The following is a 12,629-nucleotide window of genomic DNA, read 5'->3' as shown; positions in this document are numbered from 1 at the left end:
GATAACCCCGTTGATTGTCGCCATGATTCCCGGTGGCCGCCAAGGCCGCAGCCCAGCAGGTCGACCGCTTGTTCCCCTGCCCTTATCGGAGCCGTTCCCCCCGTGCAAACCCTGTCTGACCTGCCCGCCCTCCGCGCTGCCGTCGCGGCGCTGAAAGCCGACGGAAAGCCGTTGGCGCTGGTGCCGACCATGGGCGCTTTGCATGACGGACATATGGCATTGGTGCAGGAAGCCAAGCGGCATGGGCGGCATGTCGTGGTGTCGATCTTCGTCAATCCCAAGCAATTCGGACCGGCCGAGGATCTGGACGCTTATCCCCGGCGCGAGGCGAAGGATGCGGCGATGCTGGCGGCGGCGGGCGTGGACCTGCTATGGCTGCCGCCGGTCGAAGTCATGTATCCGACAGGCTTTGCCACCAATGTCAGTGTTTCGGGGGTGAGCGAAGGATTGGATGGGGCAGCGCGGCCAGGCCATTTCGATGGCGTCGCGACGGTGGTCACGAAATTGTTCAATCAGGTCCGGCCCGACGTCGCGATTTTCGGCGAAAAAGACTATCAGCAACTGGCCGTGATCCGCCAAGCGAACAGCGACCTGGACATAGGTATCGATATTATCGGTTTGCCGACCCAGCGCGCCGAGGATGGCTTGGCGCTTTCCTCACGCAATGCCTATTTGAGCGACGCCGAGCGCAAGGCCGCGCTGGCGCTGCCGCGCGCTTTGGGCGAGGCCAAGCGGCTGATGGAAAAGGGCGAGAGCGTCGAATCTGCAACCGCCAAGGCCATGATTATACTGGAAAATCATGGGTTCGGGCCGATCGACTATGTGACGCTGTGTGATGCCGTGACGTTGGAACCCATGACGGTGCTGGACCGGCCGGCCCGGTTGCTGGGGGCGGCAAAGCTGGGCAAGACGCGGCTGATCGACAATATCGCGGTGGAGCCAATTTAGGGTTTTTGATAGTTAGCTAACTATCTAATATCGCCATTTTGCTGGGTTTTGGAGCATAGGCGCAAGCCATATTCCGGTCGCCCTGAGTTTGTCGAAGCGGCCACTCTTCATGAAGAAGAAGGGGGCTTCGACAGGCTCAGCCCGAACGGGGGGTGGGGTTGGTTTTATCGTTTAGGGCGTCCCGCGAAAAGGATCAGAAGGGCTTTACGATTACCGCGATGACGATCACCGCCGCAGCCACGCCGGGGACTTCGTTGAGCAGGCGCAGTTGGCGGTCGGTCATGGTCCGCTGGCCCCTGGCGAGTTTCTTGGCATAGCTGGCGATCCAGCCATGATAGCCCGACAGGCCGAGGACGAAGAGCAGTTTGAGGTGAAACCAGCCAAAGCTCCACGCGCCGATCTCCACCATCAGCATCAGGCCCAGAACCCAGACCAGTACCAGCGAGGGATTGAGGATGATCTTGAGCAACCGCTGTTCGCGGTCGATCCATTTGCGGTCCTCGTCCGAGCCGACGGCGCATTCCTGATGATAGACGAAGAAGCGCGGGATCATGAACAGCCCCGCCATCAGGAAGATGACGAAGATGAGATGGGCAGCCTTCACCCAGAGATAGGCAGCACCAAGATAGGCCATCAGCGTTTTTCCTCCTGCCGCACATAGCTAAGCAATGCTTCGACATGCGCAATGGGGGTGTCGGGCAAAATGCCATGGCCAAGGTTCATGATATGGGGCCGGTCTGCAAAGGCCGCGCGGATATTGTCCACGGCCTGTTCGACCGCCTGGCCGCCCGCGATGAGGGCAAGCGGATCGAGATTGCCCTGCACCGGCAGTCCCTTAGGCAACACGCGATTGGCCCAGTGCGGATCGACGGTTTCATCGACGCCGATCGCATCGACACCTGTGCCCGCCGCATAATCGGCGAGTTTCGCGCCTGCGCCCTTGGGAAAGCCGATGATCGGGATGTCGGGATGCAGCGCCTTCAACCGGCTGACGATCGCGGCATTGGGCGCGATGACCCAGCGTTCGAACTGGAGCGGGGCGAGGCTGCCGGCCCAGCTGTCGAATAATTGCACCGCTTCGACCCCGGCCTCGATCTGGCCGGACAGATAGGTAACGGTCGCATCGACGATCGCGTCGATCAGCGCGGCAAAGCGAGCGGGATCGCCATAAGCGAGGCGGCGGGCCGCGCCCTGATCCTTGCTGCCCTGGCCTGCGACCATATAGGTGGCGATGGTCCAGGGACTGCCTGCAAAGCCTAGAAAGGTCACCGAGGAGTCAAGGGCTGCCTTTACCTGCCGCACCGTCTCATAGACCGCCTCGAAGCGGCTATAATCGGGCTTCAGGGTCGAGAGGGCGGTGTCGCTCAGGATCGGAGCGAGGCGCGGGCCTTCGCCGGTTTCGAACCACAGATCCTGTCCCATCGCATAGGGGACGATCAATATGTCGGAAAACAGGATCGCGCCGTCGAAGCCGAAGCGACGCAGGGGTTGAAGCGTGACTTCCGCTGCCGCTGGGCTGTCATAGACGAGTTCGAGGAAACCGCCTTTGTCGGCCCGCAGCGCGCGATATTCGGGCAGATAGCGCCCGGCCTGTCGCATCAGCCACATGGGCGGTACGGCAGGGCGTTCCCCCCGCAGGACGCCAAGGAGCGGCTTGGCCACGGGATCGGCCTTCGGGTCGACAAGCATCGGACTCTCTTCTCTTCTATTAAGATTCAAATAGGAATGTTGGAGATAGTAGGGGCGTTGGCAGCGGGGTTTATGCGTTGTGCCCGCTTTTGCCAACAGCTTGACTCCGACACGCCCTGCCTTGCCCGTCCGAGCTCCCTGACTTATCCCCGTTATCCACAGGCTGTTGAGGAAAAATCGGGTCTGTTGGGGGCCTGTGGATAATAGTCCGGGCAGCGTGGAGCGAAAATCCGGGGTCGATTGCTCCCCATTTCGTCCCTTGCTTTATCCACAGCCTATGCACAGAGATATGGACCATGGCGCGCATCCATCTCCACCTGCTTTCGGACTCGACCGGCGAGACGCTGGAGAATATCGCCAAGGCAGCGATCGGTCTGTTCGAAAATGTCGACGCGATCCGCCATTTCTGGCCGATGGTGCGGTCCGAAGTCCATCTCGACCGGATCATGGAGGAGATTTCCGCCAATCCGGGGCTGGTGTTGTTCACTCTGACCAACCATCCGCTGCGCAAGCGGCTAGAAACGCGCTGCCGCGCGCTCGGCCTGCCCCATGTCGCAGCGCTCGATAGCGTAGCGGATGCGCTGTCCAACATATTGGGGCAGGAAACCCGCACCCGGCCGGGGCGCAAACATGTGCTGGACGAAGCCTATTTCGCGCGGATCGAGGCGATCCAGTTCACCATCGCCCATGATGACGGGGTGGGGCATGAAAATTGGGAGGAGGCGGACATCGTGCTGGCCGGCGTGTCGCGCGCGTCCAAGACGCCGACGTCGATCTATCTCGCCAATCGCGGCTACAAGACCGCCAATATTCCGCTGGTGCCGGAATCGCCGCCGCCGCGAAACCTCTACAGCCTGAAACATCCGCTGGTCGTGGGGCTGACGGTCGGCCCCGAACGGCTGATCCAGATCCGCCGCAACCGGCTGCTCTCGCTCAACCAGACGCCCGAAACCGCCTATGTCGATAATGACAAGGTACAGGAGGAACTGTCCTTTGCCAGGCGGATGTTCGCCGACAATGGCTGGCCGGTGATCGACATGACCCGCCGATCGATCGAGGAAGCGGCGGCGGCGATCATCAACCTGTTCAATGACCGGGAATTGGCGGAAGGCGACGCTTTATGAGGTTTTGGGCATGATCGTGCTGGCATCGCAAAGCGCGAGCCGCCGCGCGCTGCTAAGCGCGGCGCAGGTGCCGTTCGAGGCGCTGTCGCCGGGCGTCGACGAGGAAGCGGCGAAGGAGGCGTTGCGCGCCGACGGGCTGGATGCGCGCGCGCTGGCCGATGCGCTGGCGGAACTCAAGGCGCGCAAAGTGTCGCGCCGGGTGCCGGGCGCGCTGGTGCTGGGATGCGACCAGACGCTGAGCCTGGATGGTGGCGAAGAACGGGGCGTGATGATCGACAAGGCCGTCGATCGCGCGGATGCCGAGCGCATATTGCGGCTCTTGTCGGGGCGAGTGCATCATCTGCACAGCGCGGCGGTGATCGTGCTGAATGGCGAGCCGATCTGGCGGCATATCGAGCGCGTGCGGATGACGGTACGGCCTTTGTCCGACGCCTTCATCGCTGCCTATCTGGACGGCGACTGGGACGAATGCCGCTGGTGCGTGGGCTGCTACAGGATTGAGGGGCCTGGCGCGCAATTGTTCGCCAAGGTCGAAGGCAGCCAGTTCGCGATCCAGGGCTTGCCGCTGTTGCCCTTGCTTGACTTTTTGCGTGTGCGGGGTGTTTTGACGGCATGACTCAAGGCCTTCCCTATGCCGAAGTGATCGGCGATCCGATCGCGCACAGCAAATCGCCGCTCATCCATAATTTCTGGCTCAATGCGCTGGATATCGAGGCGGAATATCGCAAGACGCATGTGACGCCCGACGGGCTGGCCAGCTATTTCCTGCAACGGCGGGCCGACCCGGACTGGCTGGGGTGCAATGTCACCATTCCGCACAAGATGGCGGTGATGGACTTTACCGACGATCCGGGTGGGGTGCGCGAGCGGATCGGGGCGATGAACACGATTGCCAGCGAAACCGGTGGGCCGCTCATTGGCACCAATACCGACGCGGGCGGCTTCCTCCAGCCCTTGCTGCGCGATCGATGGAAGGGGCGCAGTGCGGTGCTGATCGGCGCGGGCGGCGCGGCGCGAGCGATATTGTTTGCGCTGACAAGTCTTGGCGTGCCCGACATAACGATCATGGCGCGCGATGCGGCCAAGGCGCAGGCGATGCTCGACCATGCCGGGGTGAAGGGCGCGGTGATCGGCATGGGCGAGTCCCTGCCGGCCGTGGACCTGCTCGTCAATTCGACGTCTCTGGGCATGGTCGGGCAGCCGGTGCTGGACCTGGACCTGACGCCGTTGCCGCCGAGCGCGACGGTCTATGACATCGTCTATGCGCCGTTGGAGACGGGCTTGCTCAAGGCGGCGCGGGATCGCGGGCTCAAGACGCTCGATGGGCTGGAAATGCTGATCGGCCAGGCGGCGCTCGCCTTCGACATTTTCTTCGATGCGCATGCGCCCCGCGAATTGGACGCCGAATTGCGCGCGCTGCTGCTCGCGGCGGACTGATGAAGATTTATGGCCTGACCGGATCTATCGGCATGGGCAAGTCGGCGGTCGCGGCGATGTTTGCGCGTGAAGGCGTGCCGGTGTTCGACGCGGATGCCGAGGTGCATCGGTTGCAAGGGCCGGGCGGCGCGTTGCTGCCCGCGATCGAGGCGCGTTTTCCCGGCACGACCGGCGCCAAGGGCGTGGATCGCGCGAAACTGGGCGCGGCGGTGTTCGGCCATCCGCAGGAACGCAAGGCGCTCGAAGCGATCGTCCATCCGGCGGTGCGCGCGGCGCGGCGCCGGTTTCTGCGCCGTCACCGATCGCGCACATTCGTCCTGCTCGACATTCCCTTGCTGTTCGAGACAGGCGGGCAAAAGCGGCTGGCGGGCGTGATCGTGGTGACCGCGCCGGCGTGGAAGCAGCGCAAGCGCGTCTTGGCGCGGCCGGGCATGACCGTCGCCAAATTCCGCCAGATCCTGCATCTGCAAACGCCTGATGCTGAAAAGCGTCGCCGCGCCGATCATCTCATCCAGACCGGCACGACCTTTGCCGAAACGCGCGCGCAAGTGCGACGTCTGGTCGCTTGCCTTGGCCGCAAGACAGGCAGATAAGGGTTGGCCCATAGAGTCGATATGAAGAGGGCGATGCGCGAGATTATATTCGATACCGAAACGACGGGATTTGACCCGGCATCCGGCGACAGAATGGTCGAAATCGGTTGTATCGAGCTTATCAATCGTGTGCCCAGCGGCCGGACCTTCCACGCTTATTACAACCCCCAGCGCGACATGCCCGCCGCCGCCGAAGCGGTGCATGGGCTGTCGAGCCATTTCCTGTCGGACAAGCCGCTATTTGCCAGCGGCGTTGCAGACCTGCTCGCCTTTCTGGAGGATAGCCCGTTGGTCGCGCATAATGCGCGGTTCGATTTCGGCTTCCTCAACCATGAATTGCGGCTGTGCGGGCGCGGCGAAGTGTCGCTCGACCGGATGATCGACACGGTGGCGATCGCGCGCACCATGCATCCGGGCGCCAAACACAGCCTGGACGCGCTTTGCACCCGCTATGGCATCGACCGCAGCCATCGCATCAAACATGGCGCGCTGCTCGACGCCGAATTGCTGGCGCAGCTTTACATCGAACTGACCGGAGGCCGTCAGATCGGCCTGGGTCTGGCACAGGAGGCAGCAAAAGAAGAGGTTGCGGCGGAACTCGCGGCGCAGGTCGCGGTTCGCCCAGTTCGTCCCGCGCGCGTCTTTGCGGCGAGCGCGACGGAGCTGGAACGGCATGGAGCGTTCATCAGGACGCTCGACAAGCCGCTCTGGCTGGAGGGGGCACAAGCGGACTGACAATCCGCCTGCATGCCCCCAGTCAACCGGGCCGTGTCCTGCGGCCCGCAAGAACAAGGAGAAGGCATATGGATATTCGTGTTTCCGGGCATCAGGTCGATACGGGCGAGGCGCTCAAGGAGCATGTCGCGACCCGCATGGAAGCGATTGCCGAGAAATATTTTTCCCGCACAATCTCCGCGCATGTGACCTTTCGACCGGCCCCGCATGGCGCCTTTCACTGCGACATCGTCTGCCATGTGATGACCGGCCTGATCCTCAAAGGCGCGGGCGAGGCGCAGGAAGCGCATCCCGCCTTCGACCAGGCGGCCGAACGGATCGAAAAGCAGCTGCGCCGCTATATGCGCCGCCTGAAGGACCGCCATGGCCAGGCTGTCGCCGCAGAAGCGCAGCGGGTGAGCAGCTTCAACATCGATGATATTGACGGGGCAGGCTATACCATCTTCGCCTCGCCCGCGGATGAAGAGGAACAGGTCGAGGACGCGCCGCTGATCGTCGCGGAAACCCGTGTCGACATTCCCGAAGCCAGCGTGTCGGACGCGGTGATGATGCTGGACCTGCGCAACACCAATGCGCTGCTGTTCGTCAATGCCGGGACGGCGGCCTATAATATGGTCTATCGCCGCCATGACGGGACGATCGGCTGGGTCGAACCGCGCATCCAGGCAAGCTGAGCGCTACCCGGTTCCAAGGGCCGCCTGTTGACCTTGTGGCGCAGGCGGCTTATGGGGCCGGGCTTTAATTCCCTGAGCATAGGCGCATGAAGTCCTGACTGGGCGCGGCTCGGTTGGATCGGACATGTGATGGTGCATTTCAACGATATCGTTTCACCCGACGCGCTCGCCACGGGCCTGTCTGTGAACGGCAAGAAGCAGTTGTTCCAGCGGATCGCGGCGCTCGCCGCCGATGCCTATGGGCTGGACGCGGACATGGTCGCCGACGCGCTGTTTGATCGCGAGCGGCTGGGTTCGACCGGTTTCGGCGGCGGCGTCGCCATTCCCCATGCCAAGATCACAGGTCTCGACAAGATGTGCGGCGTGGTCGTGCTGCTCGATCCGGCGGCGCCGTTCGATGCGGTCGATGACCTGCCGGTCGATATCGTCTTTGCGCTGCTGTCGCCGGTCGACAGCGGGGCGGAACATCTGAAGACGCTGGCGCGGGTGTCGCGCTATCTGCGTGATGAGGCGCAGGTCGCCCGGTTGCGCGGCGCGCGTTCGACCGGGGCGCTCCATGCCCTGCTGGCCGGTGGCGGGGCGCGTGACGCAGCCTGACGTCGGCGCACCGGACAGCGGCGAGACCGCGCATTTCCGGGCGCTCGAAAATCTCTATCGTTCCGCGCCGATCAACCGGCTGTTCCGGTCGGAGATCGCGATTAGCGAGCCGGGGCGCTGCGTCATCGACTTCAATGTCGATGAAAGCCAGTTCCATGCCGCGGGCGCGGTCCACGGTACGGTCTATTTCAAGATGCTGGACGATGCGGCTTTCTATGCTGCCAACAGCCTGGTGAGTGATCGCTTCCTGCTCACCACCGCCTTCAACCTGCTGTTCACCCGGCCGATCGCGCCGGGGCGAATCCGCGCCGAGGGGCGCTGGATCAGCGGCAAGCGCCGAGTCTATGTCGCCGAAGCCAGCCTGGTCGATTCGCATGGCGAAGAGGTCGGACGAGGCACCGGCACCTTCATGCGGTCGCAATTTCCGCTTTCATCGCTGCCCGGCTATCATGGCTGAACAGCCGCCGGCCCGGCTGACCAGCGCGATGCTGGTCGGCGCGTTGCGACGGCGGGTGGCGGCGGCCGGGGGCTTTGCCACCATCCTGGTCAAAGGCGATGACATCAGCGGCGTGATTCTGGTCCAGACGCTGGAAAAAGGTCAGGACACCGGGCTGTTCGAGCGGGTGTCGAACTTTTCCGGCGGTCATGCGTTGATGCGCTGTGGACCCGATCCCAAGGAGGGGGCGCAAGCCATGGTTCCCTATATCGAGCGGCGCCGCCGGTCGGACCCCGATCTGTGGGTCATCGAACTCGATATCCCGGAAGCGGAACGGCTCGCCGCTGAAACAATCTGCTGATCGTTGACATATCGCAATGGCCCGTGCAGAGGCCCGCCCACGCTGAACGCGCAGGTTGCCGCAATCGTCCAAGGGGGGCGGGCGCGGTAAACACGCAGACGGGGGGCGGCCGGTCGTCGGACAAAGTGGGTTAAAAAAGACGACGTTTCCGGCCAAGAACCGCATGATTTTGAGTAAAAATGAGTTTTCGTCTAAGAGCTGCGATTATTGCGGCCTTTGCTTTGTCCGCCGCTGCTGCGGTCACGGCATCCGACATGTCGATGGCCGGTGAAGCCATCCCATCTTCGGTGTCCCTGTCCAGGGACAATGCGCTGACCACAGCGCCTTCGGCCGGTGCCAAGCTCGCCGTCACTTTTGCCGCGCCGCGCGAGATCGTGCAGCCGCTGGCTTCGGCCCCTAAGGCCGACAATGTTTCTTCCACCTTCTCCGAGATGCAGGCCGATAGCCTCGCTGCGCTGGTCGATGCCCAAGGCACGCCCGAACAGCTGGATGGCGAGATGCAGTGCCTGGCCGGAGCGGTCTATTTTGAATCCAAGGGCGAAAGCCTGGAAGGCCAGCTGGCCGTCGCGCGCGTGATCATCAATCGCGCCGAGTCCGGCCGGTTCGCGAGCAGCCTGTGCGGCGTCGTCTATCAACCGAGCCAGTTCAGCTTCGTGCGCGGCGGTGGCATGCCGCCGATCCGCACCGAAAGCCGCAGCTGGCGTCAGGCCGTTGCCATTGCGCAGATCGCCATGGCCGACGCTTGGGACAGCCGGGCTGAAGGCGCGCTGTTCTTCCACGCCCGCCGCGTATCGCCAGGCTGGGGCAAGGCCAAGCTGGCGATGATCGACAATCATATCTTCTATCGCTGAGTATTGTGGAATGTGCCGAGGCACATTTGGGTACACATCAAAAAAGGCCGGTTCGGATAATCCGAATCGGCCTTTTCTTTTGTTCCTGCCTTGTTCTATGATTGCGGCATGACCGCTGCGATATCCGACACCTGCTCCCCTTTGGCCGACGGCACCGCTTTGGCCGTTGCGCGGGGGACGCTGCGCCTGTTCTTCCGGCATGATATGAGCGGGATCATGGAAGTGCCGCTGCCCAATGGGCGGCGCGCCGACATCATGGCGATCGACGGGGCCGGGCGGCTGACCATCGTCGAGATCAAGTGTAGCCGGGCGGACTTGCTCGGCGACATGAAATGGCCCGATTATTTCGACTATTGCGACCGCTATTTCTGGGCGGTGCCGATGGGGTTCGATCTGACCCTGTTTGATAGCGAAGCGCTATGGCCCACGCGCACCGGGCTGATCGTCGCGGATCAATATGATGCGGAGCTTGTACGACCCGCGCCGATCGAGCCGCTGGCGGCGGCGCGGCGCAAGGCGGAGACGCTGCGCTTCGCCCGGCGCGCGGCACGGCGGCTGACCGCGATCAACGACCCGGATCATGCGGCGGAGATTGGCTGGTAGGGCGTGAATGCGTTCGGATCGTCATGCTGACGAAAGTCAGCATCCATTGGCTCTACCGCTGAGCCTCTCTCCAGGAGAGAGGCTAATGGATTCCGGCTCAGGGCCGGAATGACGGCTATTGTGGGGGCAGCTTAGAGGGTCAGAAAACCGGACCCTGCACCGGGCCTGCGGGCTTGGCCGCTGGCTTGGCGGCGGCGAGCGCTTCGATGAGGCCAGGGGTGCGGTTGTCGCGGGCGGCATAGTCGCGCGCGGACATGCCCGCGATGCTGTCGCGCTTGTCCGGGTTCGCGCCCTGCGCCACCAGCAGGCGTACCAGGCCGAGGTCGCGCAACTGGACGGCGCGGATCAACGGGGTTTCGCCGCTGCCATTCGTCTTGTCGACCTGCGCCTTGTTGGCGAGCAGCGTCTGCACGCCTTCCTCGAACCGGCCCTGCACCGCGTCCATCAGCGGGGTGTTGCCGTCGCTATCGGTCAGGTTGGGGTTCGCGCCCTTGGCGAGCAGGAAGGAGAGCCATGTCGCGTCGCGGCGCGCGACTACGATATGCAGCGCGTTTTCGCCGCTGTTGATGTCGCGGCTGTTGATCACGGTGGAGCCGGGCTTCTGGATCAGGTCAGTGACCTTCTCGCCATCCTTGTCCTTGACGGCCTTCAGGAAATTATAGGCGTCGGAAAATTGCGCCTGCGCCGCGCCGGGCACGAGCAGCGCCGCCGCGATCATGGTCATCATGGCAGAAACAAACCTGGTCTTCATCATCGCGCCCCGTTGCATTTGCAAATCCATCCCTAGCAGGGCATGGCTGGCCACGCCATGAACAAAGCCCGGATGCTCTTCACCCTATCCTGCCTCGCCCTGCTGGCTGCCTGTAATATGGGCGCTGGCGGCAATGCATCAAGCGGGGCATCAAGCGGCGACAGCGTGCAGGGCGAACTGGCCGGTGCGCGCATCGGCGCGCCCTTCACCCTGACCGATCAGGACGGCAAGCCTGCGCGCTGGGACGACTATAAGGGCCAGTATCGGATCGTCTATTTCGGCTATACCTATTGCCCCGATGTCTGCCCGGTCGATCTGCAGCGGATCATGCAGGCCTTTGCCCAATTCGAGAAAGCCGCGCCGGAGCGTGCCGCCAAGGTGCAGCCGATCCTGATCAGCGTCGATCCCGCGCGCGATACGCCCGCTGTCCTAAAAACCTATGTCGCGGCCTTTCATCCGCGCCTCATCGGCCTGACCGGGAAACCCGATCAGATCGCCAAGGTCGCCAAGGATTTCGTCGTCATCTACAATAGCGAGAAGGTCGCGGGCGCGAGCGATTATCTGGTCGGACATAGCCGCACGCCCTATCTGTTCGATCCCGATGGCAAGCCGGTGGCGCTGGTCCCGGTGGATGATCCCGGCACGCCGGACGTGGACGAGGGCGCGCCGGACAAGGTGCTGGCGTTTTTGCAAAAATGGATCAAGTGAGACCCTTCTGGGAAAAGCCGCTCGACAAGCTCGACCGCGCCGAATGGGAAGCCCTGTGCGACGGGTGCGGCAAATGCTGCCTGCATAAAGCCGAGGATGAGGATAGCGGGCGCATCTATCCCACCAATGTCGCCTGCCGCTTGCTCGACCGGCAAAGCGGCCAGTGCAGCAATTACAAGGACCGCCGCAAATTCGTGCCCGATTGCGTGCGGCTTACTCCGGCCAAGGTGCGCCAGATCAGCTGGCTGCCGCGCACCTGCGCCTATCGGCTGCGCGGGGAGGGGCTGCCGCTGCCTGATTGGCATTATCTGCTGTCCGGCGACCGGGAAGCGGTGCATCGCGCGCGCGAATCGGTGCGGGGGTGGACCGTGGCGGAGGCCGATGCGGGCGACTGGGAGAATCATCTTGTCGACCGGGATATCTGATCCCGATGCCGCGATCCTGATCGATGGCGTGCCGACGCCGGTGCGGGTGCGCCGGTCGGCACGGGCGCGCGCCTATCGGCTGACGATAGACGGGACGCGTGGCGAAGTGCGGCTGTCGATGCCGGTGCGCGCGAATTTGAAGCGGGCGCTGGGCTGGGCGCAGGATCATGAAGGCTGGGTGCGGCAGCAATTGGCGCGACAACCGGTGCTGACGCCGCTGAGCGATGGCGCGGTCTTTCCGCTGGAGGGGCGCGAGGTGCGCATCTGCTGGGAGGCGGGGGCGAGCCGCACGATCCGGCTGGAGGGTGACCGGCTGCTGCTGGGTGGCGCGGCGGAATCGGTGAGCGCGCGGGTGCTGCGCTGGCTGGTGCGGCGGGCCAAAGCGGTGCTGGAGACCGAGACACAGGAATTGGCGCGCGACCATGGGTTGATCGTCGCATCGGTGGGCGTGGGCGATCCGTGCAGCCGTTGGGGCAGTTGTACGTCGTCGGGCGCGATCCGCTATAGCTGGAGGCTGATCCTGTGCCCGCCAGAGGTGCGGCGGGCGACGGTGGCGCATGAACTCGCGCACCTGCTGCATATGGACCATAGCCCGGCCTTTCACGCCGCCCATGCGCGCATCTATGGCGCTGATCCCAAGCCGGCGCGCGCCTGGTTGCGTGCGCATGGGGCCGGGCTGCATCGCTATACGGGGTAG

General features: G+C 63.6%; 18 protein-coding genes. 15 read left to right on the top strand and 3 right to left on the bottom strand.

Annotation, left to right across the window (positions count from 1 at the left end):
* The first annotated feature begins 102 nt into the window (after positions 1–102).
* Positions 103–948 (top strand): pantoate--beta-alanine ligase, encoded by an 846-nt coding sequence (gene panC, locus BSY17_RS11745; RefSeq protein ID WP_069065636.1) that lies wholly within the window; start codon positions 103–105, stop codon positions 946–948.
* A gap of 193 nt (positions 949–1,141) precedes the next feature.
* Here panC and BSY17_RS11740 read toward each other — a convergent pair whose 3' ends face one another.
* A complete protein-coding gene (locus BSY17_RS11740; protein ID WP_069065635.1) occupies positions 1,142–1,582 on the bottom strand; it encodes a CopD family protein in 441 nt (146 codons plus the stop codon).
* The gene (gene hemE, locus BSY17_RS11735) at positions 1,582–2,637 is read right to left on the bottom strand and encodes a uroporphyrinogen decarboxylase (protein WP_069065634.1); all 1,056 of its coding nucleotides are present in this window, start codon (positions 2,635–2,637) and stop codon (positions 1,582–1,584) included. Before hemE ends, BSY17_RS11740 begins: the two co-directional genes overlap by 1 nt.
* Positions 2,638–2,933: 296 nt before the next feature.
* Here hemE and BSY17_RS11730 point away from each other — a divergent pair, with 296 nt between their 5' ends.
* From BSY17_RS11730 to BSY17_RS11680, 11 genes are all read left to right on the top strand, one after another.
* A complete protein-coding gene (locus tag BSY17_RS11730; protein ID WP_069065633.1) occupies positions 2,934–3,761 on the top strand; it encodes a pyruvate, water dikinase regulatory protein in 828 nt (275 codons plus the stop codon).
* Positions 3,762–3,771: 10 nt separating this feature from the next.
* Positions 3,772–4,377 (top strand): Maf family protein, encoded by a 606-nt coding sequence (locus tag BSY17_RS11725; protein ID WP_069066930.1) that lies wholly within the window; start codon positions 3,772–3,774, stop codon positions 4,375–4,377.
* A complete protein-coding gene (aroE, locus tag BSY17_RS11720) occupies positions 4,374–5,198 on the top strand; it encodes a shikimate dehydrogenase (protein ID WP_069065632.1) in 825 nt (274 codons plus the stop codon). The genes BSY17_RS11725 and aroE overlap by 4 nt, the downstream gene beginning before the upstream one ends.
* Positions 5,198–5,791 (top strand): dephospho-CoA kinase, encoded by a 594-nt coding sequence (gene coaE / locus BSY17_RS11715; RefSeq protein ID WP_069065631.1) that lies wholly within the window; start codon positions 5,198–5,200, stop codon positions 5,789–5,791. The genes aroE and coaE overlap by 1 nt, the downstream gene beginning before the upstream one ends.
* 33 nt (positions 5,792–5,824) lie before the next feature.
* Positions 5,825–6,526, top strand: coding sequence for a DNA polymerase III subunit epsilon (dnaQ, locus tag BSY17_RS11710; RefSeq protein WP_069065630.1), 702 nt, complete (start codon positions 5,825–5,827; stop codon positions 6,524–6,526).
* A 68-nt stretch (positions 6,527–6,594) separates the two neighbouring features.
* Positions 6,595–7,200: a ribosome hibernation-promoting factor, HPF/YfiA family gene (gene hpf, locus BSY17_RS11705; RefSeq protein ID WP_037472063.1), complete on the top strand. Its 606-nt coding sequence runs from the start codon at positions 6,595–6,597 to the stop codon at positions 7,198–7,200.
* A gap of 129 nt (positions 7,201–7,329) precedes the next feature.
* Positions 7,330–7,797, top strand: a complete 468-nt coding sequence (locus tag BSY17_RS11700; RefSeq protein WP_037472065.1) for a PTS sugar transporter subunit IIA — start codon at positions 7,330–7,332, stop codon at positions 7,795–7,797.
* Positions 7,757–8,254 carry a PaaI family thioesterase gene (locus BSY17_RS11695; RefSeq protein ID WP_069065629.1) on the top strand — a complete coding sequence of 166 codons (498 nt, stop codon included), beginning with the start codon at positions 7,757–7,759 and terminating at the stop codon, positions 8,252–8,254. Before BSY17_RS11700 ends, BSY17_RS11695 begins: the two co-directional genes overlap by 41 nt.
* Positions 8,247–8,594: a DUF1491 family protein gene (locus tag BSY17_RS11690; protein WP_069065628.1), complete on the top strand. Its 348-nt coding sequence runs from the start codon at positions 8,247–8,249 to the stop codon at positions 8,592–8,594. Before BSY17_RS11695 ends, BSY17_RS11690 begins: the two co-directional genes overlap by 8 nt.
* Before the next feature lie 179 nt (positions 8,595–8,773).
* A complete protein-coding gene (locus BSY17_RS11685) occupies positions 8,774–9,445 on the top strand; it encodes a cell wall hydrolase (protein ID WP_069065627.1) in 672 nt (223 codons plus the stop codon).
* Between the two features lie 108 nt (positions 9,446–9,553).
* Positions 9,554–10,048, top strand: coding sequence for an MmcB family DNA repair protein (locus tag BSY17_RS11680; RefSeq protein WP_069066929.1), 495 nt, complete (start codon positions 9,554–9,556; stop codon positions 10,046–10,048).
* A gap of 139 nt (positions 10,049–10,187) precedes the next feature.
* On the opposite strand, the gene BSY17_RS11675 is transcribed toward BSY17_RS11680, so the two are convergent.
* Positions 10,188–10,775, bottom strand: coding sequence for an ankyrin repeat domain-containing protein (locus tag BSY17_RS11675; RefSeq protein WP_237236528.1), 588 nt, complete (start codon positions 10,773–10,775; stop codon positions 10,188–10,190).
* A gap of 66 nt (positions 10,776–10,841) precedes the next feature.
* Here BSY17_RS11675 and BSY17_RS11670 point away from each other — a divergent pair, with 66 nt between their 5' ends.
* Genes BSY17_RS11670 through BSY17_RS11660 form a run of 3 tightly spaced genes read left to right on the top strand, consistent with a single transcriptional unit; the run spans position 10,842 to position 12,629 of the window.
* A complete protein-coding gene (locus tag BSY17_RS11670; RefSeq protein WP_069065626.1) occupies positions 10,842–11,507 on the top strand; it encodes an SCO family protein in 666 nt (221 codons plus the stop codon).
* Positions 11,495–11,932, top strand: a complete 438-nt coding sequence (locus tag BSY17_RS11665) for a YcgN family cysteine cluster protein (protein ID WP_069065625.1) — start codon at positions 11,495–11,497, stop codon at positions 11,930–11,932. The genes BSY17_RS11670 and BSY17_RS11665 overlap by 13 nt, the downstream gene beginning before the upstream one ends.
* Positions 11,889–12,629: a YgjP family zinc-dependent metalloprotease gene (locus BSY17_RS11660; RefSeq protein ID WP_171899230.1), complete on the top strand. Its 741-nt coding sequence runs from the start codon at positions 11,889–11,891 to the stop codon at positions 12,627–12,629. The genes BSY17_RS11665 and BSY17_RS11660 overlap by 44 nt, the downstream gene beginning before the upstream one ends.

Source organism: Sphingobium sp. RAC03 (genome assembly GCF_001713415.1).
Taxonomy (GTDB): domain Bacteria; phylum Pseudomonadota; class Alphaproteobacteria; order Sphingomonadales; family Sphingomonadaceae; genus Sphingobium.
Note: the sequence above shows the minus strand (reverse complement) of the source record. Positions and strands in the feature narration are given on the sequence as shown.